Raw genomic sequence first — 22,809 nt, 5'->3', positions numbered from 1 at the left:
AACGTCAATTCGAACAGGGTGCCGGCTCAAGCCCTCTTCAGCGTCGCCGGCGCATTCGCGGCGCCGATGAAGCGGCTGCTCACGATGATCGGCGCCAGCACCGCGGCGACGAAGGTGAGGACGGCGAGGAAGTAGAGCCCGGCCTCGTAGCTGTGCGTGGCATCCTTGATCCAGCCGATCACATAGGGTCCGACGAAGCCGCCGAGGTTTCCGATCGCGTTGATGAGCGCGATGCCGGCGGCCGCGGCATTGCCCGACAGGAAGGTCGACGGCAGCGGCCAGAACGGCGGCTTGGCACCATAGATGCCGACTGCGGCAACCGCCATGACCGCGACGGCGAGCAGCGATCCGGACATCATGCCGGCCGCGGCCAGACCGAACGCGGTGAGGGCGAGCGTCGCGCAAAGCGTCCAGCGGCGCTCATTGTAGCGGTCGGAGATCAAGCCGAAAGCGAGGATGCCTAGCGTGCCGAAGATGTAGGGGACCGAGGTCGTGATTCCGGTCTGCATGTCGGTCAGGCCGAGACCCTTCAGGATCTGCGGCAGGAAAAATGCGAGGCCGAGATTGGCCGTGGTGTTCGCGAACCAGATGAAGGCGAGCGCGAGCACGCGCGCATCCGCCAGGGATTGCAGCACGCTCAGGCCATGGACTGCGATCGCGCGCTCCTCATTGTCGATTGCGTTCTGCAGTCGGCTCCGCTCCTCGAAGCTGAGCCATCGGGCCTCGCTCGGCCGGTCGGGTATCACCTTCAGGAAGACGAGGCCCATCAGCGTGGTCGGCAGGCCTTCGAGGATGAACAGCCATTGCCATCCCTTCAAGCCGGCCAACCCATCCATCTGGAGGATCGCCGTCGAGATCGGCCCGCCGAGCGCGAGCGAGACCGGCACCGCGACGATGAATGCCGCGATCATGCGCGCGCGGTACTGCTGCGGAAACCAATAGGTTAGATACAGGATCACGCCTGGAAAGAACCCGGCTTCCGCAGCGCCGAGCAGAAAGCGCATCACGATAAAGCTGGCAGGCCCTTGCACCAGCGCCATTGCCGCCGCGATCAGACCCCAGGAAATCATGATGCGCGAGATCCAGCGCCTTGCGCCGACCTTCGCCATCATCAGGTTGCTCGGGATCTCGCAAATGAAATAGCCGAGGAAGAAGACGCCCGCTCCAAGCCCGTAGACATAAGACGAGATGCCGATATCCGCATTCATCCTCAGCGCGGCAAATCCCACATTGACCCGGTCGATATAGGCAAGGATGTAGGAGACGAACAACACCGGCATCAGCCGCACGAAAGCCTTCCTTATCGCCCTGTCGGCAACCGGCTCGGACATGCTCGCTCCCGTGTCGTTGTTGTTGTTCGCACATGGCGTGTCGTCTGCCGTCCGGACGTCCGGGCGTCATTCTCTTCGGCGGCGGGCAACGCGCCGGTCAGGCGGATGAGACGCCTTATCGGTCGGCGCGCGCTGCGAACAATGATTTGTTCAGATGGCGCCATCTCAAAAGCAGATGGTGGGTAGTTGCGTCGATCCGTCCCGCCGCGCCGGTCGGCATCGGGGTCGATCCGGAGCCTCGGAATTGTCGAGGAATGTCGAGCCGTTCCACGGCGTTCCGATGCCGCGAAAAATTATACTTTACGGAAGTAAAGTTTTGTGCCATGGTCTGTTCGATCGGGCGGGAAGCGTGCTTGCACCGCCACGAGGCATCGACCGAAAGGGTCGCGAACACCGGGATGAAACGATGATCGAGGAACGCGACATCAGCGTCGCCATGAGGGACGGCACTCGCCTTGCGGTCGACGTCTACCGTCCGGACGCAGCCGGCCAATACCCCGTGCTGTATGCGTCAGCGCTGCACAACAAGGACATCCAGGGACCCGACATCGCCGACATCCTGCCGCCGCAGCCGGCTCACGCGCCGCTGTGGTTCGGTCCGATCGAGGCGGGAGATACGCGGCGCTTCATCGCCAATGGCTATGTCCACGTGATCGCCCAGCCGCGCGGCTCGGCCAAGTCGGAAGGGCATTATGGCCACGAAGACACCGACCATTACGACCTGATCGAATGGATCACGCAGCAGCCATGGTCAGACGGCAAGGTCGGGATGGTCGGCATCTCCGGATTTGCCGGCGAACAATGGCGTGCAGCCGCGCAAGGACATCCCGCGCTGAGGGCCATCTTCCCCTATGACGCGTGCAGCGCGTATGGTGGCATGTTCGGATACCGCGACTTCAATCCCGGCGGCGTCCTGCACAGCTTCCCTTATCTGCTCGACGTCTTCAGCACGGTCCATGAAACGCGCGACCGCCCTGGTGAGCTGCCGCCCGCCGAGGAAGAGCTGTGGCGCCGGGCCATGCGGAACCCGGACTTCAAGCAGTACATCAATCTCTACAACATCCTGACCCAGAAGGGGCAGCGCACCTTCATCATGTATCTCATGATGACGCATCCCTGGGAGGCGGACGGCACCGTCGAGCGTGCGGAGGAGATCTTCAGGAAGATCACGATTCCGTTCTACACCGGCTCCGGCGCTTACGCGTACACCTACAAGCTGCACTGGCTCGGTGCGCAGCACTATTTCCAGAACGTCGATGCGCCGAAGAAGCTGCTGTTCACCGGGCCGGCTCATCTCGAGCGGCCGTTCCACCAGCTCCATGATGAAATCATCCGCTGGTACGATCACTGGCTCAAGGGGCACGACACCGGCATCATGGACGAGCCGCCGGTGCGCTACTGGCTGATGGGTGCCAACGAATGGCGGACCGGCGCGAACTGGCCGCTGCCGGAGACGCAGTGGACCAAATACCATCTCTCCCATTGGGAGGCGCTGTCGACCGAGCCGCCGCGGTCGGCCGCGGAGGCTGGCGCTTCGGCCCGCGAGCCCGACGTATTCACGCAGATGCCGCTGACGCGGACGACCAAGGTCGAGCGGCTGCGCTACATGACCGATCCGCTGCCGCATGACGTCACCGTTGCCGGCCCGATCACGCTGACGCTGTATGCTGCGATCGATCAGGACGACACCAACTGGATCGTCGTGCTCAAGGACGTCGGCCCCGACGTGTCGGTCCGGACTGCGCGCGAAGGCGAGCGCGACGTTCCCTCGACATTGCCCGAGCGCGAGCTGACGCGGGGTTGGCTGAAGGCGTCCTATCGCGCGCTCGACGAGCAGCGCTCGAAGCCCTGGGAGCCGTTCCACAGACTGACGCAGGATGCCATCGCCCCTGTGACGCCGGGCGACGTGGTCGAGTACCGGATCCAGATCCTCGCCACCGCGAACCAGTTCAAGGCCGGCCATCGCATCTGCCTCGACATCACCTGCATGGATGTCCCGACCGGCACAGGAGCGATGACCAATGTCGAGTACATCCCGTACCACGTCTGCAGCAGCAGGACCGTCACGCACAAGGTCTATCGGGACGCGGAGCGTCCGTCCCATCTGCTGCTGCCGATCATTCCTGACGCCGTCAACCAACAGCAGGCCTGACACCAACACCGGCACAAGGGAGCGCGTGCGCCATGACGACTATTCGATTTGAACGAGACGGTGCCATCGGGACCATCGTGCTGGCGAACCCGCCATTCAATCGTCTGGACTCGCGCTTTGCGGAGGCCTTGCGATCCGCCGTGCGTCAGGCCAGCGAAAGCGACATCCGCGTGCTGGTGGTGCGCGCCGAAGGACCGCACTTCAGCTTCGGCGGCGAGGTGCGCGAATGGCCGGGCAAGGACGTCAACTGGTTCAGGACGTTTGTCGCCGACGTGAACACGTCCTATCGGGCGATCGAGTTGCTGAAGATCCCGACAGTGGCGGTGGTGCAGGGGATTGCCTTCGGCGGCGGCTTCGAGCTGGCGCTGGCGTGCGATTTTCTTGTCGCCGCCGAAAACGCGACGTTCCGTTGCGTCGAGGTCACGACGGCGATGCTTCCGATCGCCGGCGCCCTGCAGCGCATCGCGGATCGCGCCGGCCGGGCGCGCGCATCGCGATTTGCGATGCTTGGCGAGCCGATCTCCGGACAGGAAGCGGGCGCGCTCGGAATTGCCACCCATGTGGTGCCCGAGAACGAAGTTTCGGCGACCGCGGCGGCGCTGGCCCGGCAACTCGCGACGGGGCCGACCAGGTCATATGCCGCGACGCGCACCCTGCTCAAGGCGTGGTCGAGCGGCGGCGTCGCCGCCGCGGATCTCGTCATGCTCGATGTCGCGATGGAGCTCTACAACGGCGCCGACGCCCAGCGCGGCTTTGCCAACACCGCGGCAGCCTTCGACAAGGACATCGAGCCGCCGCCGCTCGTGTTCGAAGGCAAATAGGTCGCGCGGCCGCCGGTGATGGGCTCGCGACGAGCCGCTCGACACGTCGCGTGACGCTCGGCCGGGAAGCATGCTAATCGAAGGCCAAATGACGCAGAAAACGAAGCTGGCGACCGGGCGTCGCGGCCGCCCGCGCCAACGAGCCGAACAACAGCGTTCGATCGAGACCCGAACCTCGATCCTCGATGCTGCCATCGCGGAATTTGCCGAACGCGGATTCGAAGCCGCAAGCATTCGGGCCATCGCCGATCGGCTCGGCTTGCAACATCCGCTGATCACCTATCACTATCGCAGCAAGGAGATCCTGTGGCGAGCGGCGGCGGAGCACGCCTTCGCCCAGATTCGGGCCGGGTGGGATATCTCGGCGCCCGAAGCATCCGATCTGTCGCCGCTGCAGCGGCTCCGCCAGGAATACACCACGCTGTTCCGCTTCACGGTCGCGTTTCCTGAATTTCATCGATTCATGCGGCAGGAGACGCTGACAGATAATCCGCGGCTGAAATGGGTGGCCGAAGCGATCCTGGCTCCGCTGCTGGAGCGATTGCTGCCGCAAATCATCGAAGTTCAGAAACAGGGTCTGCTGCCCGCCGTCGACCCCATTCTTTTTCACTACATGATGGTCAGCCTGACCGCCACGCTGTCGGAATTTGGCCCTGAAATGCAGGTGACGGGCGGACTGTCCTCCGCCGACCCGAAGGTCGTCGAGGCGTATTGGCGCCTCGTTGACGAGACGGTGTTCGCCAACGTCCCCAAGGGCAGAGGGAACGCACAGAAGCGCTGAAGGGGGCACCTCGCCGTTGACCCGGTCGAAACACGGGGCGCACGCGGTTTGAGCTTCTCCAGAACGGCGTTTGCCGGTGGCACCGGACGTGCGAGCCGCGCCGCTCGATCAGCCCAGCCTTGCGGGTTACGCAGGTCCTTTGGGATCACACGGATATTTGAAACCCCGCGCCCGAATAAATCGCATCCGATTAAATCGGGATACTTGAAAGCCGGCCGCGCCGTGCCTTTATAAATCGCGAGCGACTTAATCGTATGCGATGCAAATCGCGGGAGCGTTACCATGACCACCAGGATTTCCCACGTCGGAATCACGTTCAAAACCATCGCCCTGGCCCTGGCCCTGGCGCTGTCGGCCGTCACGGCGACGGCGGCCTCGGCCCAGGCTGCAATCTCCGAGCCGGCCGCCTACCAGGCGCTCTATCCCTATCGGGACGTGCTCAATAACGGCGCGCCGACGCCGGCGGCAAAACTGGTGCTGGAGCCGCCCGCAGTGCTGCAGGCGCTTCAGGCCCAGGAGAGCGGCATCGGCATCGTTCACGCGCCGCGCCACGGTTCGCATCGTGCAGGCCGATACAGCTAGCGCTTTCAAAGCGAAGCGGATCGATTGCGCGGTCCCGGTGATCGCGTGGTCGAAGTTCTGCACGGTGCCGGCGCGCCGCCCTGCACGCTGATTGGTGCGGCGCATCCTATCAGCCCGGAAATCCCGATGTTAGGCTGGTCGCGGCAGGAGCGTTTGCGTCCTGTCTGACAGCAACGGGAGGACGACATGGCTGAGAGCGTCTACAAGGTTATCGAGCTGATCGGTACCAGCAAGGACTCCTGGGAAAAGGCCGCCACAGCGGCGGTCAGCAGGGCCGGAGAGTCCCTGCGCGATTTGCGCGTCGCCGAGGTCGTCCAGCTCGATCTGCAACTGGACGCCGCAGGCAAGGTCGAAGCTTACCGTGCCAAGTTGAAAGTCTCATTCAAGTTCGAAGGTTCGTAAGCGCTCGCAAAGCCGCTCCCCACGAATTCGCGATGGCGTCTAGAGCTTCGGTTCTGATTTGAATCAGAACCGAAGCTCTAGCTTGTTGTATTGACGCGTTTTCTTCACGTGAACCGGCGTCCACTTCGCTCGAAAACGCTCTAGTTCGACTTCACCAGGGGGCAGCCGCCCTTGTCGAGCGGGCGGAAGGCTTCGTCGCCGGGCACGGTGGCGATCAGCTTGTAGAGGTCCCACTCGCCCTTGGATTCCTCGGGCTTCTTGACCTCGAACAGGTACATGTCGTGCACCATGCGGCCGTCGATACGGATATGGCCGTTCTTGGCGAAGAAGTCGTTGACCGGCGTGGCGCGCATTTGGGCCATCACCTTCGGCGCCTCGTCGGTGCCGATTGCCTCGATCGCCTTCAGGTAATGCATGGTCGCCGAGTAGAGGCCGGCCTGGATCATGGTCGGCATGTGGCCGACCTTCTCGTTGAAGCGCTTCGAGAAGGCGCGGGTCTCGTCGTTCATGTCCCAGTAGAAGGCGTCGGTGACGATCAGGCCTTGGGTGGCCTTGATGCCAAGCGAGTGCGTGTCGGTGATCTCCTGCAGCAGCGCGATCATCTTCTGGCCGCCCTGGGTCAGGCCGAACTCGGAAGCCTGCTTCAGCGCGTTGGTGGTGTCGCCGCCGGCATTCGCCAGCGCCACGACCTTTGCCTTCGACGCCTGTGCTTGCAGCAGGAACGACGAGAAATCCGACGAGTTGAGCGGATGCCGCACGTCGCCCAGCACCTTACCGCCGGTCTCCTTCACGACATTGGCGGCATCGCGCTCCAACGCCATGCCGAAGGCGTAGTCGGCGGTGACGAAGAACCAGGTGTCCTCGCCGCGCTTGACCATCGCCTTGCCGGCGACGTTCGACAGCGCGTAGGTGTCGTAGGTCCAGTGCACCGTGTTGGGCGAGCAGGCGGTGCCGGTGATGTCGGAGGAGCCGCCGCCGGAATTGATGTGGATCTTGTTCTTCTCGCGCGTCAGCGCCGAGATCGGCAGCGCGACCGAGGAGGTCGGCACGTCGAAGATCGCGTCGACCTTGTCATTGTCATACCAGTTGCGCGCGATGTTGACGCCGACGTCGGGCTTGTTCTGGTGATCGGCGACGACCACCTGCACGGGCTTGCCCTTCACCTTGCCGCCGTAATCGGCGACCGCCATCTCGACGGCGGCGACCGAGCCCTTGCCGGTGGCGTCCGCGTAGAGGCTCGACATGTCGGTGAGGACGCCGATCTTGACGACGTCGTCGGAGATCTGGGCGTTGGCCGCGGTGCCGGAGGCCGCCAGTGCGAGGCCGGCCGCTGCTGCGGCCAAGAGCGATTTCATCGTGTTTCTCCCGTTTTTTCGTTGGAGGTTACTTTTGGGGTTGCTTCCACGGGCACCTTCTATCCGGTGCGGCAACCTGTCGCAAAGACGACTTTCTGGGCATGGCGGACGGGCGGAACAGCCGAATCCGCGTCCTTACAGCGCCGGGAGCGCGGTGACGGCGGCCTTGATGGTACCGTCGGTTTCGACGATCACCCGGATCGTCTTCGAATCGAACTCGATGCCGGCGAGCCGGATGCTGTTGACCTCGGCGTCGACGCGGATGCCTTCCTCGTTCTTCTGCAGATCGGCGATCGCGGCGGCGATCTTGCGCTGCGCGTTGCTCGCGAACGGTTGCAGGTCGACGACCAGGCGGTCGGCAAGGGCCTGCTGCATGTGCGGGATCGCCGCGCGCGCGGCGGCGCCGAGCAGGCCGAACGCGGCCTCGGATTCGACCGCCAGTTCGACGTCGGCCAGCCGCAATGTCTGCGCCTGCTGGTCGAGCCGTGGCCGGCCCCAGATGTACACGGTCGCCTCAGCGCCAAGGCCGAACCAGCTAGTCTTTTCCTTGGCGTGCACCAGGAGCGAGATCAACAGCCGGTCGCCGGAGGCGGCGATGCTCGCGCTCTTGACGGTCACGTCGACCGGGCCGGAACCGTCCTCGGGGAAGGTCTTGCCCTTGAGCTGCGCCTCGACCAGCTGGGTCAGCGTGGTGAAGGACAGGTCGACCGGCAGGCCGACCGCGACCTGGCTCGGCATCGGCGGCACGATCGAGAGTTTTTCCGGGAACGGGCAGTTCGGGGTGGTCTGCGTCTCCGTGATCCGCGTCTCGGCCTCGATCCCCATCGTCAGGATCATCGAGGACGCATCGACCTTCGGCTGCGCGGCGATCGCGCGGATCGGCTTCAGCTCGAGCCACATCGGCGGCATCGACGACGTGCCGCCGGTGCCCTGCAGCGGGATCGAGCGGCAGGCCTTGGTCCATTGCGCGCGGGCGCTGTTCTGGAACACCGGGTTGTTCTGCAATTTCGCCTCGACCACGGAAATCTGGTCGGCGACCGCCTTGTCGATCACCGGCTTGACCTGGGCCGGCACGCTGATGCGCACGCCGGCGGCCGACAGGCTGGTGTCGCCGAGATTGACCTGCGCCTGCAGGTTCGGCTCGATCCGCCAGGACGCACCGAGCTTCGGCCGCGAGGTCAGGGTGACGCTGCCCTTGATCTCGGCGTTGGCGTTGACGTTCTTGATGTTCACCGCGCCGATCTGCTTGGCGACATTGCCGCCGAGCAGGCTGCCGAGGGCGTTGCTGACCGCGCCGGTCGCCTGCGCCGACAGCGAACCGGTGACCTTGAGCGTTCCGCTGATCGGGGTCGTCAGCGTCAGCACGTCCTGCGCGCCGGTCGCCGCGATCGGCCCGCGCGATGCCGTCCAGCTGATATCGGCATTTTGCAGGATCTGCTGCACCGGATTGTCGGCCTTGCCGCCAAAGGTCTTCGGCGCGCCGCGTTCGGCGGCGTCGCGGATCGCCGACAGCGCGACCGAGACTTGCGCCACGACCGTCGAGGAGCGCGGCGCTTGCGGCAGCGGCGGCAGTTGCGTGAGCTGCGGCGACGGCACGGTGGCGCTCGGCGCCAGCCAATCCATCGCCTTAAGGCTGATCACGAACGAGATCAGCACCACCGTGATCCCGAGCGCTATCGTCCTTGGATGCATCGGTAGACGCATCATCCCCCCGGTAGAAATGAACTTGACCGGGGTTGTACAGGCCCCCCGAGCAGGGCGCCAGTGTGGCCGGATCAAGCCGGTTCGGGGGCGGAAGCAGGTCGCGGCCAGAGATCGCCAAGCGATCGCCACGGAGGTTAACGATTATGAACGGGACAACGGCCCCGGCGTGGCACCGGGGCCGTTGTCGATGTCTCGATATGTCCGGCTTAGCGGGTGGCTGAGCCGAGGTCGGCGCGGCGGTCGGTCATCGGCAGCACGATCACCTTGGTGCCAACGCTGACCCGCGAATAGAGGTCGGAGACATCTGCATTGGTCAGGCGCAGGCAGCCCGAGGAGACGCGGGTGCCGATCGTCTCCGGCGCGTTGGTGCCGTGGATGCGATAGATGGTGCCGCCGAGATACATGGCGCGGGCGCCGAGCGGGTTGCCGGGGCCGCCGGCCATGTGGCGCGGCAGATAGGGCTGGCGGGCGATCATTTCCGGGGGCGGGGTCCAATCCGGCCATTCCGACTTCTTGGTGATGGTCTGGGTACCCGACCAGGTGAAACCGTCGCGGCCGATACCGATGCCGTAGCGCATGGCCTGGCCATTGCCGAGCACGAGGTAGAGATAGGTGTTCGGGGTATCGATGATGATGGTGCCCGGCGCCTCACGGGTCGAATAGGTGACGACCTGGCGGCGCAGCCGGGCAGGCAATTCAACCGAACGGTCTTCCTCCTGCGCCTGCGGCATCGACTGCACCGGCGGCTGCACCGCCTGGGTCGGCGGCGTCAGGATGAACGGGAAGATCGGCAGCGGCGCGGCCGCGGCGGAATTCGAGAAAGCGACGGTACCGATCGCCAGCGCACCGAAGGCGGCGGCAGCGAGACGTGCGTTCAGCTTGATGGAATTGAACATTGTCGACCCCTGTTGTTTGCGCCCTGCGCGCCAGTTCCGGCGCGTCGTTGGGTCAAACAAGTACAGATCAGGCGTTTCAGGACGTTTGCACGAAATCGCCAAAATGGTTTCGTGCCGTTAGGGATTTGTTTCGTCCGTGTTTCGTCGAGCGGTTAAGGGCGGGTTGCCGGGAGGGACGGCAAGACCTCAGGGGTGGACGTATCCGGCCAATCCGTCCCACAGCAGCTTGGCCGCGGTGATGACCAGAATGGCGTAGCAGGCGCGGTAGAGCGCGCGCTGGTCGAGGCGTTCGTGCAACCGCCAACCGGCCCAGACGCCGACCGGCACGGCCGGCACGCAAAGCGCCATCAGGATCCACAGGCCGCGCGAGGGCGTGGCGAGCACGAGCCACGGACCGGCCTTCAGCAGGTTGCCGACCGTGAAGAACAGGCTGGTGGTGCCGGCGTAAAGCGTCTTCGACATGCCGAGCGGCAGCAAATAGATCGCCAGCGGCGGTCCGCCCGAATGCGCCACCATCGTGGTGACGCCGGAGGACAGGCCGGCGAAGGTCGCCTTGATCGTCGAGCGCGGGCGCGGCTTGATCTCGCCGCCGCCGAGAAACCACAGCGCGGCGAACACCAGCGTCACCAGCCCCATCACGATCTCGACGGCATGCCGGTCAAGATCGCGCAACACGAAATAGCCGATGCCGATGCCGATCACGAGCGCCGGCAGCAGCATCGCGAGGTCTGTGCGCGACCAGGTGTTGGGGCGCCAGAATCGCAGCGCCGTGATGTCCATGACGACAAACAGCGGCGCCAGCAGCGCGCCCGCCGCGATCGGATCCATCGCCAGCGAGAGCAGCGGGATGCCGACGATGGCAAAGCCGCCGCCGAACGCGCCCTTCATGAAGGCGATCAGGAACACTCCAGCCAGCGCGACCGCGAGCACGAACGGCGCGGGCATGTCTGTCATGGCGGAGGCGATCATCATGGTGTCGTGCGGAGTGTTGTGGTCGCACTCAACATGGCCACGCGCGCATGCACGCGCAATCCAAACATTGCTCTCGGTGCACATTGCTCTCGGTGCAATCGGCGTGCGCGCGCCTAGCCGGCGCGCATCCTCGGCAGGCCCGGCCGGTCACCGTTGATCGCGGCGCGGCGGTCGGTGACGGCGTGGTGGAATTGCTCGAGCGTCAGTCCGATCACCGAGAGATCGCCTTCCTCGATCGCGCCGTCGTCATAGCAATCGAGCGCCTCGCGCAACAGCGCGTCCGCATCGCTCTGCATCGCCGCGAGCTCCTCCGTCGTCTCGGCGCCGCGCACCCGCGAGATCAGCGTCAGCAGATTGTCGCGATGGGTGATGTAGTGCTCGCGCTCCTCGCGTTTCATGTAGTGGCGCAGCCAGGCGCCGGCCGAGCCGAGGCCGGAGATCAGCAGGATGCCGCCCCAGATGTAGTCGGAGTATTTTTCGAGGAAGGTGCGCTCGGTGCCGTCGATATAGGCCGCCGCGCCCTGATGAGCCGGCAGCGCGGCATCCTTGTCGGTGTCGGGCTTCTCGATCTTGGAGGCCGCCGGCAGATCGCGCGCGACCTGGAGCCGCAGCGTGAACAATTGCCGGTCGAGCGCGCCGACCGTGGCGTCGTCAAGCCGATGCTGCGCGATGATGAGGTGATTGACGCCGACAGTCTCGACCTTGTCTTCCGGTCGCGCCGGCGACGACGAGAAGATACTGCCGGCGATCTCCTCGGATTCGTAGCGCGGATGCTTCTGCGCAATGGCTTCCGAGACATCGATCGGGAGGAATACCGGCTCGCCGCGCGTGGCCGCCGTCGCGGTGATCGCATCCGACGTGATCTTGCTGTCGAGCGGGCCGACCGTCATGTAGGCGTCGAGCGAGGGATCGCGCGCGAGGTCGGCGATCTGGCTGGTCTTGAACTGGCCGACCGCGACCTTGTCGGGGTTGACGCCGGACTCGGTCAGGATCACGCGCAGCAGCGTGACATTGGCCGGGGTGCTGCCGACCACGCCGACCTTGTGTCCGGCGAGATCGTCGATGCTCTTGATCTTCGCGGATCGCCGCTTGCCCTTGCCGCCCGAGGGCGCCCACAGCACGACGACGTTCTTGCGCAGGATCGCAACCGACTCGGCGCTCGCAGGCAAATCGAGATCGCCGCGGACCACCGCGAGGTCGACCTTGTTAGCGGTGAACAGCGCGATGCTTTCGGCGGAGCCCTGCGTCGTGACCGGCTTCAGCCGCACCGCGCTCGCGTCGTGCGTAAAGGCCTGTGCGAAGCCCTGGATCAGCTTGACGTCCTCGCTGCCGGTCGGGCCGACCGCGATCGAGAGCGTCACCGGACGCAGCCCATAGAACAGCGCGCCGGCGGCGAGGCCGAACAAAAGCATGCCGGTCGCAAGGATCAAGAGCGACGAGTTTCGCCGCCGGAGCCTGCGGCGCGTGGTGCCGGGATTTTCACTCTGCTCTGACATCTCACTGTCACGATACACGAAAAAGCGGCGGTTTGCCGCGAAAAACAACCTAACATTTCGATGACGTCATACGTTTGAAACATCCATGTCAGAACGTCGTGCGAGCAGAATCAAGATTAACGATTTGGATCTCCTGCGATGCGCATTCTCGTTGCGACCGATGCCTGGCATCCACAAGTTAACGGCGTGGTCCGGACGCTGACGTCGCTTGCGCGCAGCGCAGCCGGGCTCGGCGCCGACATCGAATTCTTAACCCCCGACGGTTTCCGCTCGGTCGGCGTGCCGACCTATCCGGGCCTGCAGATGGCGCTGCCGAACCACCGCGAGATCGCGCGCCGGATCGAGGAGGCGGCACCCGAGGCGATCCATATCGCGACCGAAGGGCCGATCGGCTGGGCGGTGCGCGGCTATTGCCAGCGCAACAAGCTCGCCTTCACCACCTCCTACACCACGCGCTTTCCGGAATATGTTTCGGTGCGCACCGGCATTCCCGACAGCGTCGGCTATGCGGTGCTGCGGCATTTCCACGCTGCCGGATCGATGACGATGGTCGCGACCGACTCGCTGCGATCAGAGCTTGCCGAACGCGGCTTCCGCAGGCTCGGCTTCTGGACCCGCGGCGTCGACACCAGGATATTCAATCCGGACCAGCCGGCCACCCTCGATCTGCCGCGGCCGATCTTCATGACCATGGGTCGCGTCGCGGTGGAGAAGAATCTCGACGCCTTCCTGTCGCTCGACCTGCCGGGCTCCAAGGTCGTGGTCGGCGACGGTCCGCAACGCGCGGCATTGCAGCAGAAATATCCCGACGCGATCTTCCTCGGCGAGAAGAAGGGCCAGGATCTGACCTCGCACCTCGCCGCCGCCGACGTCTTCGTGTTCCCGAGCCTGACCGACACCTTCGGCGTCGTGCAGCTCGAGGCGCTGGCCTGCGGCACGCCGGTCGCGGCGTTCCCGGTCACCGGCCCGAAGGACGTCATCGCGGACCATCCGATCGGCGCGATCGACAACGACCTGCGCGCCGCCTGCCTGCGTGCGCTGACGATGTCGCGCGCCGACTGCCGCAATTTTGCGTTGGAGCGTTCCTGGGAAAACAGTGCGCGTCAGTTCATCGGCAATCTGGCCACGTTGCAGCCGAGCCGCGCGCCGCGGCCCGCCCGCCGCGTTGCCGGCCGCAGTGCGGTTCCGAATTAACAGCTCAACCGAACGAGAGACGAGAAACTATCTATGGCTGAAATCATCAAGCTGGGTGCCGACCGTTCCATGGACTTCGACCGCGAGACGGTCGAGCAGGCCTATGACCGCTGGGCACCGATCTACGACCTCGTGTTTGGCGGCGTGTTCAGCAAGGGCCGGCAGGCTGCGATCCAGGCCACCAACAAGATCGGTGGCCGCGTGCTCGAGGTCGGTGTCGGCACCGGCATCTCGCTGCCGCTCTATAGCCAGAACGTCCGCATCTTCGGCACCGACATCTCGGAAGCGATGCTGGACAAGGCCAGGAAGCGGGTTGCCGAGCAGGGCCTGAAGAATGTCGAGGGCCTCGCGGTGATGGACGCCGAGAAGCTCGAATTCCCCGACAATTCGTTCGACGTGGTGATGGCGCAGTACGTGCTGTCGGCGGTGCCGAACCCGGAAGCCGCGCTCGACGAGTTCGCCCGCGTGGTGCGTCCGGGCGGCGAGCTGATCATCCTGACCCGGGTCAGCGCCGATGCCGGCGTCCGCCGCTTCATCGAGCAGAAGCTGCAGCCGGTGGTGCGCCCGCTCGGGTTCCGGACCGCCGAATTCGCCTGGTCGCGCTACACCAAGTGGCTCGCCGGCGCGCGCGGCATGGAGCTCGCGGAACGCCGCCTGATCCCGCCGCTCGGCCACTTCTCGCTGGTCCGCTTCCGCAAGGCGGATGTGGCCAAGGCCGCCTGATAGGGCCTGAGGCGGCCCAGGCGGGCCAAGCCTCGATCCTGCCGGTTGAGGGTGCGCACGGCGCACCCTCAACCGGGAGGCCGCGATATCTTTCGCCTCATCCCCGTGAACCTGTTCGGGATGAGGCGAGACCCTTCTCAAGTTGCGTCAAGGCGTCGCTCCGCATTGTCATATGTCATTATGATGATGTCACACGCGCTACATCGAATCCCTGTAAATCCAGTCCCGAAAGATGTTGGGGGAACCAATGATCAAGAACTTCCTGCAAGAGCTCCGTACCCAGCGCTGGGATGACCACCGCTTCTATCATCACAGCCGGATCAACCAGAGCCTGCACTTCGTCAGCGCGCTGAGCTTCCTGTTCGCCTATGTGATGCTGTTCTTCGATCCGGTGGTGTCGGCGCTGGTCGGCTGGCTGGTCTCGATGACCTCACGCCAGGCCGGTCACTTCTTCTTCGAGCCGAAGGGCTATGACCACGTCAACCAGGCCACCCACGAGCACAAGGAAGACATCAAGGTCGGCTACAACCTGCAGCGCAAGGTCGTGCTGATGGCGATCTGGGCACTGTCGCCGATGGTGCTGTATTTCGATCCGACCCTGTTCGGGCTGTTCAAGCCCTGGGTCACGATGGGCGACTTCACCCGCCAAGTGGCCAAGGTCTGGCTCTTCGTCGGCATCGGCGGCCTCCTGTTCCGCACTGTCCATCTGTTCTTCATCCGCGATATCGAGACCGGCCTCGTCTGGATGACCAAGATCGTCACCGACCCCTTCAACGACCTGAAGCTCTATCACAAGGCGCCGCTGTTCCTGATGAAGGGCGAGCTGATCGATCCGGGCCTCGAGAAGCACGTCAAGCACGCCTGATCGTTGATCCCTCATCTTTCCGAAATGCGTCATGCCCGGGCTTGTCCCGGGCATCTACGTCTTGGGACACCTGTGAACCGATCAGGCCGAACCGCTCAATACAACGGGACTGCGCTCCCTCTCCCGCTTGCGGGGGAGGGTTGGGGTGGGGGTGTCACCGCTTGCGATAATCTTTGTGGGGAGAGAGCCCCCACCCGTAGCGCATCTCGCGATGCGCTACGACCTCCCCCGCAAGCGGGAGAGGTGAGGGGAGCCCGTGGAAGCGTCAGGGCCGATAAGGCCTCAGCGGCCGAACTTCACGGCGACCATCTCTTTCAGGATCTGCCGCTTGATGTTCTTGTTGGTGAGGCCTTCCTTGTGCCACCACCAGCCGTCACGCTTCATCTTCTCGGCTGCCGCGACGAAGCGGTCGGCAACCTCGGAGAAATCGGCGTCGGTGTAGTTCAGGCTGAAGATCAGGCGGCCGGTGCCGACCCAGCTCAGCGCCAGCCCCTCGGCCCGCAGATAGTATTGCAGCATCCAGTTGTAGCGGGACGGCTCGGTGTAATAGACGGTCCAGATCGACGAGATGTTGCCGACGCGAACCGGCAGGCCCTGAGCGGCAAGGCGGTCGTTGAGCGCCGTCGCGCGGCCGTTCCAGGTCTCGTCCAGCCCGTTGTAGATCGAGCGGAAGTTCGGGCTGGCGAGCCGGCTCAAGAACTCGTCCATCGCCGTCATCACATAGGGATGCGAGTTGAAGGTCCCGCGGGCAAAGCAGATGTCGGCCGGACGGTCGTCGCGGAAGCGCCGCATCAGATCCTTGCGGCCGCAAACCACGCCGACGGGGAGGCCGCCGGCGAGGCTCTTGCCGTAGGTCGCCATGTCGGCCTTGACGCCGAAATATTCCTGGGCGCCGCCGGCGGCGAGGCGGAAGCCGACGAACACCTCGTCGAAGATCAGCACGATGCCGCGCTCGGTGCAGACCTCGCGCAGCTGTTTCAGCCACTCGGTGTAGGCGGCGCGGTCGTATCGGGAGGAGCGCGAACTGTCGACCAGCGCGGAATCGCCGGGCGCGTTGGCATTCGGATGCAGCGCCTGCAGCGGGTTGACCAGCACGCAGGCAATGTCCTTGCGCGTCCTCAGCACGTGCAGCGTCTTCTCCGACATGTCGGCGAGCGTGAAGGTCTCGTGCGGCGACACCGGATTGCCGACGCCGGGCTGCACCTCGCCCCACCAGCCGTGATAGGCGCCGGCGAAGCGAACGAGATGCGTCCGCTTGGTGTGGTAGCGCGCGAGTCTCACGGCCTGCATCACGGCCTCGGTGCCGGACATGTGGAACGAGACCTCGTCGAGGCCGGAGATCTCGCACAGCCGCTTGACGTTGTCGGCGATGATCGGGTGGTAGGGGCCGAGCACCGGACCGAGCGCGTGCGCCCGCTTCTCTCCCTCGGTGATGCACTCCTTGTAGAAGTCGTTACCGAAGATGTTGACGCCGTAGGAACCGGTCAGGTCGTAGAACTGATTGCCGTCGAGATCGGTCACGGTGACGCCGCTGGAGGCCTGCACGAAGGCCGAGGTGCTGAGATGCTCGCGCACCAGGCGGCTGTACGGGAACGGCACGCGGTAGGTCTCGGTGAACTGCAGATCGGAGATGCGCTCCGTCACCTCGGCGGTGAGCGCGCGGCCCTTGGGGTAGCGGTCCTGGTACACCCCGGCGAGCCGGAAGAAGCCGTCCTGGCGCTGCATCGCGACGTCGGCGGGCGCGCCGTCGGAGCGGAAGAACGCGTCGATGTCGAATTCGTAGTGCGGGACCAGGCGCGCCACCATCTTGGACATCTTGGAATGCCCGGTCAGCGAGCGGTGCTTGGCGCGCGACAGGGCAAGCCGGGCTTTGACTTTGGGGAAAGCTGCGGCGGCGCCGGCGAGCGCGGCGGCGGACAGCGAGAGAATCGGAAGGGATGTTTCCATGACAGAAGCGCTAGCCTCGGCACCTAACAAATTCATGACAGTCAAGGGCCTGATCTCGGCATTCACCCAGCAGGAGGACCTCAATTTCCTGCTCACCAACCGGATTCCGCGGGCGGCGCTGACCCGCTTCATGGGCTGGTTCTCCAAGGTCGAGAACCCCTTGGTGCGCGACGCCTCGATCGCCTGCTGGAAGCTGTTCTCCGACCTCGATCTGTCGGAGGCCAAGAAGACCGAGTTCAAGAGCCTGCACGACTGCTTCACCCGCGAGCTGAAGCCCGGCCTGCGACCGGCCGCGGCCGATCCCGCCGTCATCGCGAGCCCGTCGGATGCAATCGTCGGGGCGCACGGGCGGATCGAGGACACCCAATTGTTCCAGGTCAAGGGCGCGCCCTATTCGCTGCTCGATCTGCTCGGCGATCCCGCGCTGGTCGAGCAGCACAGGAACGGCCGCTTCGTCACGCTGCGGCTGACCTCGAGCATGTATCACCGCTTCCACGCGCCCTATGACCTTGCGATCGACAAGGTGACGTTCATTCATGGCGACGTCTGGAACGTCAATCCGATCGCGCTGAAGCGGATCGAGCGATTGTTCTGCAAGAACGAGCGCGCGGTGCTGCGCGGGAAGCTTGCGACCGGCGAGGCGCTGACGCTGGTTCCGGTCGCCGCCATCCTGGTGGCGAGCCTCCGCCTGCATTTCCTCGACATCACGCTGAACGCGCAGTCGCGGGGTCCGGTGGATTTCCCCTGCGACGAACATGTCAAGAAGGGCGATGAGCTCGGCTGGTTCGAGCACGGCTCGACCATCATCGTGCTCGCGCCCGGCAATTTCGAATTCTGCGACAACGTCGCGGAGGGAGCGCGGATCAAATGCGGCGAGCCGCTGCTGCGAAAGCCTGCGATGTGATCGCTTTTTTGCCCGACGCGTCATTTTTTGAGCATGAAAACCGGTTTCCACTTTTCCGGATCATGCTTTAGAATAGCGGGGATCGTCGTGCGACGATCTCAAATCGCAAACTTTGGGACACGAGATGGCGCGGACGCCGGTGCTGGCGGCGGGAGGCATTGTGCTGCGGCGGGAGACACCGCCGCGCTTTGCCGTCGTGCGCCTGCGCAAGCGCAATGAGTGGGTGCTGCCGAAGGGCAAGCTCGACGACGGTGAGACGCCGCGCGATGCCGCCGAACGCGAGGTGCTGGAGGAAACCGGCCACGACGTCGACGTGCACGAATTCCTCGGCACGCTGGTCTATGATTCCGGCGGCCGTTCCAAGGTGGTGCATTACTGGCGCATGGAAGCCGGCGGCAAGCCGGTGCGCGCGCTGATGAGCGACATCAGGGAGGTCGACTGGCTGCCGCTCGATGCGGCGCTCGAGCGTCTGTCGCGCGGCTATGAGCGTGCGTTCCTGGAAAATGTCGGACCGATCGCGCTGCAGGCCGCAGCGGATGCCGAGCGTGAGCGGCGGGCGCTGGCACGCGCTGCGGCCGCGGAGCGGCGGCGCAGCCGCGCGGCGATGGGGCCGCCGGTCATCGAGGAGCAGGACGCCGTCAACCCGCCTGACGTCGCTGATGCGCCCGTGCTGGCGGAGATGCCGGCCATCGAACCGACGGCGTTGGCTGAGAGCGAAGGCGACACGCCGGCGATGGCGCCGGACCGCAGCGCTGCGGAGGCTGGCGACGTGGTCGAGGCGGAGCATGTCGCGGAGGCGACCGCATCCGAAGCGCCGTCGTCATCCCTGCGCGACATCGCGCCGGGTGCGATGACCGTCCAGCCCAGGCCGCGCAAGAACTTGATCGAACGCGTGCGCGACTGGCTGCGCCGCGCGGCCTGATCAGCGGCCGATGCCCTGACGTCGTACAGCCGGAGCCGCGGCTGGCTGCCAGCCGTCAATCTCACGCTGCAAGGCCATGCAGTCGCTGCTGAGCTTGGGCGAACCCAATTCACGTGCCACGAGCTGTGCCGCATGAACCTCGGCCATGGCGCCGCGAATGTCGCCGTGCTCCAGCTGGAGCCTGCAGATCTGAAGCCTCAGCCGCACGATCTGGACCCGTCCGTCGATGCTCGACCAGAGCTGGCGGGCGAGATGGAGATGCCGCATGGCTTTTTCGTGATCCTGCCGGGACAGCGCGAGGATCGCCTGCGCTTCGTTGGTGAGCGCGCGGATCGAGGGCATCGGCCAGCGATCCGGACTTCCCGAAAGTTCGCAGATCAATGCCTTGGCCTGACCGGCCCGATTCGTGTGTGCCGCAACCAGCGCCAGATGCGCGAGCAGGATTCCCCGCCGCTGCAGGGTCCACCAGGTCTTGCCGATCAGGCTCCGTTCGAGGCTCGCATGCGCGGCTTCCGCTTCGCCTCTTGCGAGCAGCAACATCGCGCGGCCCGGCTCCGGGCACCAGCCCAGCGTGTAGGCCTTGTCATAGGCTTCAAGCGCTGCGTCATCATTGCCGATCGCAGACAGAATGTCGCCAAGCACCCGGTTGGCATCGCCCATCGACCACGGCGCATCGCTGGTCAGGCGCGCGAGCGCGTCCTGAATCCGAGCCAGCGCCTCGTCGAGCGAGCCCCTGACGCCGAGCACCTCGGAGCGATGCAGCTGGCATGAACCCGTCAGTTCCATGCCGCTGCTCGAACAGAAACTCTGGTAGCTCCGTGTCCACTGGTCGGCCCGTGCCCAATCTCCGAACATCCGGGCTGCCCAGAGAATGTTGCAGTAGAGGTTGCCGCCCATGATCGGGTCCAGATTGTTGCTGGACAGTGCGACCGCGGCGGCGTGGTCCTGATCGGCCAGTCCGCCATGGGTGTCGCCGAGGCATAGCCGATAGAAGCCGCGATAGGCGAGGCTCAGAGCTTCGATGTTGAGTGCATCCTTGTATCTGACGGCAGCGTAGGCAGCGTCGGCCAACGCGAGTGCCTGTTCCGGCTCGCCATCGAAGGCAGCCAGTTTCGACTTCATCCATAGCAGCAGGGCCGTCGTCGGAGGATCGTCGAGCGTTGCGGTCCAGTCTTCCGCGCGTGCGAGCCAGCCTTTTCCGATCGCGGCTTGACCGCTCTCGAAATGCAAACCCGAGAGCGCGATCGCGTCGACCGCTGCCCCGGCAGCGTCGCCCGCCTTGCTCTTTGCGCCGACCGCGCGAACCAGAACAGGGATAGCTGCCGCGGCTCTGCCGAGGCATTGCAGCGCGAGCGCCCAATCGTGCAGATCTTCGGCGCTGAGCGCGCCGTCTTCATCGGCGCTCTGAAACAAGGTTGCCGCCTGCAGCCATAATTGTCCGGCCGCTGCGCGTCGGGCGAGACCGATTGCTCCGATTGCACCGATTGTGCCGTCTGAATTGTGCGCAGCAGGTACCGGCTGCTTGATCTCGGAATCGTGAAAGAACCGATATCCCTTGCCTGGGAGATTTCGGATCGCTCCGTCCATGCCACCCTTGCGCAGCGCGGCGCGCAACGAACTCACCGCGCGCTGCAGCGAGTTGTCCGTGACCGTCACATCCGGCCAGATGGCTTCAAGCAGTTCTTCCTTGGAGATGACGCGGTCGCGGTGCCGAACAAGGTAAACCAGCAAATCGAACACACGCGGCTGCAATGGGACCTCATGCCGCGCGCACAGCAGGACGCGGCCAGCTTCATCAAGCTCGAACAGTCCAAATCCGAAGGCCATGTCTATGTGTGCGGGCTCGGCGGAAAAGGTTCAGGCAAAGATCAGGCAAAGATCAGACAATGATCAGGCCGCGGTAAGGACAGTCAGCGTCGACGGCGCCTATACATCTCTCACGGCTCGCGATCATCGGAGCCAGGCCTGCTGTTCAACACTCGCAACTGAGGAGATTTCGATGGAACTCTATGTCATTCGCCGTCCGAGCGCCTGGGCAAACATGAGCGAGCTGGAGCTTGCCGGCGCAACCTCCGCCAGGATCGGCGATCAGCAGATGCCGGACCGCGTCCGCTGGATCCGTAGCTACGTGGTGCATGAGGCAGATGGTCGCATTGGCACATTCTGCATCTACGAGGCGCGCGACGGCGACTCGATCCGGGAGCATGCGCGCTGCGTCGGCATGCCGGGCGAAGAATTCTACAAGGTCGCGACAACCGTGGTGGTGCGTGGTGATCCGGTCCAACCGCCCATTGCAGCCGAGTGACGCCTGGGGGGCGTCGCATGGCGTATCCCGGCCAATCGATTATCCGGGACGCCATCACTATTTGATCAAGGAAACGATTATGTCGATTTCATTCATGGAGTCCGTGTCAAGTCCGGTACGTAGGCATTTTTCCATCCTGCTTTTGCGCATCCGCCGGATCGTCAATCAATTGGTCGCAGGCATGCTTGCAAACCGCGAGCGGCAAGTCAGCGGCCTGATGCCGCGCGAGCCCGGCAGCCGGCGGTCGAAGGGCGCCGGCGACCGCTGCGCTCGGCCGATCATTCGAAGCGGGCTTCTCGGGCTGGTGATCGCCGGTTTGTCTTCACCCGTGTTCACCAGAGCGGAGGAGCCTGTCGTTCTGGAGCATCGTGCAGCTCCAGTGCAGCAGGCCGTCGTCTGGCCTCAGCGTAGCAAGCACGGCTGCAGCCATCGCTCTGATTGGAGCATTGCTGCCGCATCGACCATCACGGTCTTTCTCGACCGTCGCACGTAGTCCGCCGCACCGCAGGGCCAATTGCACTGCACTACGCATTTCAACGCGACTTACGGACTTCCGGCGAGGCTGCGGTCTCGCCGGAAGCCGCACCTCATACTCAAAGGAGATTCACATGAACGTTCAGACCGAAATGCCCGCTGTCGATCTCGCCGCCGTCAAGGCACGCCAGCAAGCCACCTGGAGCTCGGGGGACTACGCCATCGTCGGCACCACGCTTCAGATCGTCGGTGAAACGCTCTGCGAGGCAGTCGACCTGCGCAGCAATCAAATGGTGCTCGACGTCGCCGCCGGCAACGGCAATGCGACGCTGGCGGCCGCGCGGCGCTTTGCCGACGTGGTCTCGACCGATTACGTTGGAGCGTTGCTCGAGCGCGGCCGCGAGCGCGCGGCCGCAGAACGGCTGCCCGTCACGTTCCAGGAAGCGGACGCGGAGAAGCTGCCGTTTGCCGATGCGAGCTTCGACGTCGTGCTGTCGACATTCGGTGTCATGTTCACCGCCGACCAGCAGCAGGCCGCGAATGAGCTGCGCCGCGTCTGTCGCATCGGCGGCAAGATCGGCCTTGCGAGCTGGACGCCGGAGGGTTTCATCGGCCAGGTGTTCAAGACCATCGGCAAATATGTGCCGCCGGCCCCGGGCGTGAAATCTCCCGCGCTATGGGGCACCGAAGCCCATCTCGTCGCCTTGTTCGGTCCCCAGGCGACGGTTGAGGCCACGCGCAGGCACTTCAATTTCCGTTACAGGTCGCGCGAGCATTTCCTCGAGATCTTCCGCACTTATTACGGTCCGGTACTGAAAGCATTCGGAGCGATAGATGCCGTCAAGCAGCAATTGCTCGCCGCCGACATGTTCCGCCTGATGGACCAGTTCAATGTCGCGAAGGACGGGACGCTGGTCATCCCCAGTGAATATCTGGAGGCCGTGATCACCAGGCGGGGCTGATCTGCCGCTTGCTGCTTTTTC

At 64.6% G+C, this 22,809-nt stretch carries 22 protein-coding genes; 14 read left to right on the top strand and 8 right to left on the bottom strand.

Translation table 11 applies throughout. The annotated features are described in order from the left end of the window. Positions 1 to 26 precede the first annotated feature (26 nt). A complete protein-coding gene (locus K359_RS0108495; protein WP_029078967.1) occupies positions 27 to 1,331 on the bottom strand; it encodes an MFS transporter in 1,305 nt (434 codons plus the stop codon). Positions 1,332 to 1,737: 406 nt separating this feature from the next. Between K359_RS0108495 and K359_RS0108490 the strand changes: the two genes are divergently transcribed. The 5 genes from K359_RS0108490 to K359_RS0108470 all read left to right on the top strand — a co-directional run bounded on the left by K359_RS0108490 (position 1,738) and on the right by K359_RS0108470 (position 6,069). Then, a complete protein-coding gene (locus K359_RS0108490) occupies positions 1,738 to 3,483 on the top strand; it encodes a CocE/NonD family hydrolase (RefSeq protein ID WP_029078966.1) in 1,746 nt (581 codons plus the stop codon). A 32-nt stretch (positions 3,484 to 3,515) separates the two neighbouring features. Continuing rightward, positions 3,516 to 4,304, top strand: a complete 789-nt coding sequence (locus tag K359_RS0108485; RefSeq protein WP_029078965.1) for an enoyl-CoA hydratase/isomerase family protein — start codon at positions 3,516 to 3,518, stop codon at positions 4,302 to 4,304. Between the two features lie 88 nt (positions 4,305 to 4,392). After that, a complete protein-coding gene (locus tag K359_RS0108480) occupies positions 4,393 to 5,085 on the top strand; it encodes a TetR/AcrR family transcriptional regulator (RefSeq protein WP_029078964.1) in 693 nt (230 codons plus the stop codon). 282 nt (positions 5,086 to 5,367) lie between these two features. Next, positions 5,368 to 5,667: a hypothetical protein gene (locus tag K359_RS0108475; RefSeq protein ID WP_051346057.1), complete on the top strand. Its 300-nt coding sequence runs from the start codon at positions 5,368 to 5,370 to the stop codon at positions 5,665 to 5,667. A 186-nt stretch (positions 5,668 to 5,853) separates the two neighbouring features. Then, entirely contained in the window at positions 5,854 to 6,069 is a 216-nt protein-coding gene (locus K359_RS0108470) for a dodecin family protein (protein WP_029078962.1), read from the top strand. A gap of 140 nt (positions 6,070 to 6,209) precedes the next feature. Here the strand turns inward: K359_RS0108470 and K359_RS0108465 are convergent, their stop codons facing one another. The 5 genes from K359_RS0108465 to K359_RS0108445 all read right to left on the bottom strand — a co-directional run bounded on the left by K359_RS0108465 (position 6,210) and on the right by K359_RS0108445 (position 12,492). Further along, a complete protein-coding gene (locus K359_RS0108465; RefSeq protein ID WP_029078961.1) occupies positions 6,210 to 7,424 on the bottom strand; it encodes an ABC transporter substrate-binding protein in 1,215 nt (404 codons plus the stop codon). Between the two features lie 135 nt (positions 7,425 to 7,559). Beyond that, on the bottom strand, positions 7,560 to 9,128 hold the full coding sequence (locus tag K359_RS0108460) for a DUF4403 family protein (RefSeq protein ID WP_029078960.1): 1,569 nt from the start codon (positions 9,126 to 9,128) through the stop codon (positions 7,560 to 7,562). A gap of 206 nt (positions 9,129 to 9,334) precedes the next feature. Continuing rightward, positions 9,335 to 10,024 (bottom strand): L,D-transpeptidase, encoded by a 690-nt coding sequence (locus K359_RS0108455; protein WP_051346056.1) that lies wholly within the window; start codon positions 10,022 to 10,024, stop codon positions 9,335 to 9,337. 186 nt (positions 10,025 to 10,210) lie between these two features. Then, a complete protein-coding gene (locus K359_RS0108450) occupies positions 10,211 to 10,993 on the bottom strand; it encodes a sulfite exporter TauE/SafE family protein (protein ID WP_035976367.1) in 783 nt (260 codons plus the stop codon). Between the two features lie 116 nt (positions 10,994 to 11,109). Next, complete coding sequence (locus K359_RS0108445) at positions 11,110 to 12,492, bottom strand: TAXI family TRAP transporter solute-binding subunit (RefSeq protein ID WP_029078957.1); 1,383 nt, start codon at positions 12,490 to 12,492, stop codon at positions 11,110 to 11,112. Positions 12,493 to 12,630: 138 nt separating this feature from the next. Here K359_RS0108445 and K359_RS0108440 point away from each other — a divergent pair, with 138 nt between their 5' ends. From K359_RS0108440 to K359_RS0108430, 3 genes are all read left to right on the top strand, one after another. Beyond that, positions 12,631 to 13,686: a glycosyltransferase family 1 protein gene (locus K359_RS0108440; protein ID WP_029078956.1), complete on the top strand. Its 1,056-nt coding sequence runs from the start codon at positions 12,631 to 12,633 to the stop codon at positions 13,684 to 13,686. A gap of 33 nt (positions 13,687 to 13,719) precedes the next feature. Then, complete coding sequence (locus tag K359_RS0108435) at positions 13,720 to 14,409, top strand: methyltransferase domain-containing protein (protein WP_029078955.1); 690 nt, start codon at positions 13,720 to 13,722, stop codon at positions 14,407 to 14,409. A 247-nt stretch (positions 14,410 to 14,656) separates the two neighbouring features. Then, entirely contained in the window at positions 14,657 to 15,274 is a 618-nt protein-coding gene (locus K359_RS0108430) for a hypothetical protein (protein ID WP_029078954.1), read from the top strand. 282 nt (positions 15,275 to 15,556) lie between these two features. Here the strand turns inward: K359_RS0108430 and K359_RS0108425 are convergent, their stop codons facing one another. Beyond that, positions 15,557 to 17,221, bottom strand: a complete 1,665-nt coding sequence (locus tag K359_RS0108425; protein ID WP_029078953.1) for an aminotransferase class III-fold pyridoxal phosphate-dependent enzyme — start codon at positions 17,219 to 17,221, stop codon at positions 15,557 to 15,559. Positions 17,222 to 17,255: 34 nt separating this feature from the next. Here K359_RS0108425 and asd point away from each other — a divergent pair, with 34 nt between their 5' ends. Beyond that, entirely contained in the window at positions 17,256 to 18,125 is an 870-nt protein-coding gene (gene asd, locus K359_RS0108420; RefSeq protein WP_029078952.1) for an archaetidylserine decarboxylase, read from the top strand. Between the two features lie 124 nt (positions 18,126 to 18,249). Beyond that, positions 18,250 to 19,047: an NUDIX hydrolase gene (locus K359_RS58670; RefSeq protein ID WP_084518323.1), complete on the top strand. Its 798-nt coding sequence runs from the start codon at positions 18,250 to 18,252 to the stop codon at positions 19,045 to 19,047. On the opposite strand, the gene K359_RS0108410 is transcribed toward K359_RS58670, so the two are convergent. After that, a complete protein-coding gene (locus K359_RS0108410; RefSeq protein WP_245284555.1) occupies positions 19,048 to 20,823 on the bottom strand; it encodes a winged helix-turn-helix domain-containing protein in 1,776 nt (591 codons plus the stop codon). On the opposite strand from K359_RS0108410, the gene K359_RS64295 reads away from it, so the two are divergent. From K359_RS64295 to K359_RS0108395, 4 genes are all read left to right on the top strand, one after another. Continuing rightward, complete coding sequence (locus K359_RS64295; protein WP_245284556.1) at positions 20,755 to 20,937, top strand: hypothetical protein; 183 nt, start codon at positions 20,755 to 20,757, stop codon at positions 20,935 to 20,937. The two genes, K359_RS0108410 and K359_RS64295, sit on opposite strands and share 69 nt — an antisense overlap. 109 nt (positions 20,938 to 21,046) lie before the next feature. Beyond that, positions 21,047 to 21,352: a nickel-binding protein gene (locus K359_RS0108405; RefSeq protein WP_029078950.1), complete on the top strand. Its 306-nt coding sequence runs from the start codon at positions 21,047 to 21,049 to the stop codon at positions 21,350 to 21,352. Between the two features lie 79 nt (positions 21,353 to 21,431). Further along, positions 21,432 to 21,845 carry a hypothetical protein gene (locus K359_RS0108400; protein WP_156928413.1) on the top strand — a complete coding sequence of 138 codons (414 nt, stop codon included), beginning with the start codon at positions 21,432 to 21,434 and terminating at the stop codon, positions 21,843 to 21,845. A 115-nt stretch (positions 21,846 to 21,960) separates the two neighbouring features. Continuing rightward, complete coding sequence (locus K359_RS0108395) at positions 21,961 to 22,788, top strand: class I SAM-dependent methyltransferase (protein WP_029078948.1); 828 nt, start codon at positions 21,961 to 21,963, stop codon at positions 22,786 to 22,788. Positions 22,789 to 22,809: the final 21 nt, after the last annotated feature.

The organism is Bradyrhizobium sp. th-b2 (genome assembly GCF_000426785.1).
Taxonomy (GTDB): Bacteria; Pseudomonadota; Alphaproteobacteria; order Rhizobiales; family Xanthobacteraceae; genus Bradyrhizobium; species Bradyrhizobium septentrionale.
This window is presented reverse-complemented; position numbering and strand designations above follow the sequence as displayed.

Excerpts from the sequence above, each read along its gene's own strand:
- K359_RS0108495 (WP_029078967.1), bottom strand. The coding sequence starts at position 1,331 with ATGTCCGAGCCGGTTGCCGACAGGGCGATAAGGAAGGCTTTCGTGCGG.
- K359_RS0108425 (WP_029078953.1), bottom strand. The coding sequence starts at position 17,221 with ATGGAAACATCCCTTCCGATTCTCTCGCTGTCCGCCGCCGCGCTCGCC.
- K359_RS0108480 (WP_029078964.1), top strand. The coding sequence starts at position 4,393 with ATGACGCAGAAAACGAAGCTGGCGACCGGGCGTCGCGGCCGCCCGCGC.
- K359_RS0108465 (WP_029078961.1), bottom strand. The coding sequence starts at position 7,424 with ATGAAATCGCTCTTGGCCGCAGCAGCGGCCGGCCTCGCACTGGCGGCC.
- K359_RS0108445 (WP_029078957.1), bottom strand. The coding sequence starts at position 12,492 with ATGTCAGAGCAGAGTGAAAATCCCGGCACCACGCGCCGCAGGCTCCGG.
- asd (WP_029078952.1), top strand. The coding sequence starts at position 17,256 with ATGACAGTCAAGGGCCTGATCTCGGCATTCACCCAGCAGGAGGACCTC.
- K359_RS0108485 (WP_029078965.1), top strand. The coding sequence starts at position 3,516 with ATGACGACTATTCGATTTGAACGAGACGGTGCCATCGGGACCATCGTG.
- K359_RS0108455 (WP_051346056.1), bottom strand. The coding sequence starts at position 10,024 with ATGTTCAATTCCATCAAGCTGAACGCACGTCTCGCTGCCGCCGCCTTC.
- K359_RS0108400 (WP_156928413.1), top strand. The coding sequence starts at position 21,432 with ATGTCGATTTCATTCATGGAGTCCGTGTCAAGTCCGGTACGTAGGCAT.
- K359_RS0108475 (WP_051346057.1), top strand. The coding sequence starts at position 5,368 with ATGACCACCAGGATTTCCCACGTCGGAATCACGTTCAAAACCATCGCC.
- K359_RS0108430 (WP_029078954.1), top strand. The coding sequence starts at position 14,657 with ATGATCAAGAACTTCCTGCAAGAGCTCCGTACCCAGCGCTGGGATGAC.
- K359_RS0108440 (WP_029078956.1), top strand. The coding sequence starts at position 12,631 with ATGCGCATTCTCGTTGCGACCGATGCCTGGCATCCACAAGTTAACGGC.
- K359_RS0108435 (WP_029078955.1), top strand. The coding sequence starts at position 13,720 with ATGGCTGAAATCATCAAGCTGGGTGCCGACCGTTCCATGGACTTCGAC.
- K359_RS0108470 (WP_029078962.1), top strand. The coding sequence starts at position 5,854 with ATGGCTGAGAGCGTCTACAAGGTTATCGAGCTGATCGGTACCAGCAAG.
- K359_RS0108460 (WP_029078960.1), bottom strand. The coding sequence starts at position 9,128 with ATGCGTCTACCGATGCATCCAAGGACGATAGCGCTCGGGATCACGGTG.
- K359_RS0108395 (WP_029078948.1), top strand. The coding sequence starts at position 21,961 with ATGAACGTTCAGACCGAAATGCCCGCTGTCGATCTCGCCGCCGTCAAG.
- K359_RS58670 (WP_084518323.1), top strand. The coding sequence starts at position 18,250 with ATGGCGCGGACGCCGGTGCTGGCGGCGGGAGGCATTGTGCTGCGGCGG.
- K359_RS0108405 (WP_029078950.1), top strand. The coding sequence starts at position 21,047 with ATGGAACTCTATGTCATTCGCCGTCCGAGCGCCTGGGCAAACATGAGC.
- K359_RS0108490 (WP_029078966.1), top strand. The coding sequence starts at position 1,738 with ATGATCGAGGAACGCGACATCAGCGTCGCCATGAGGGACGGCACTCGC.
- K359_RS0108450 (WP_035976367.1), bottom strand. The coding sequence starts at position 10,993 with ATGATCGCCTCCGCCATGACAGACATGCCCGCGCCGTTCGTGCTCGCG.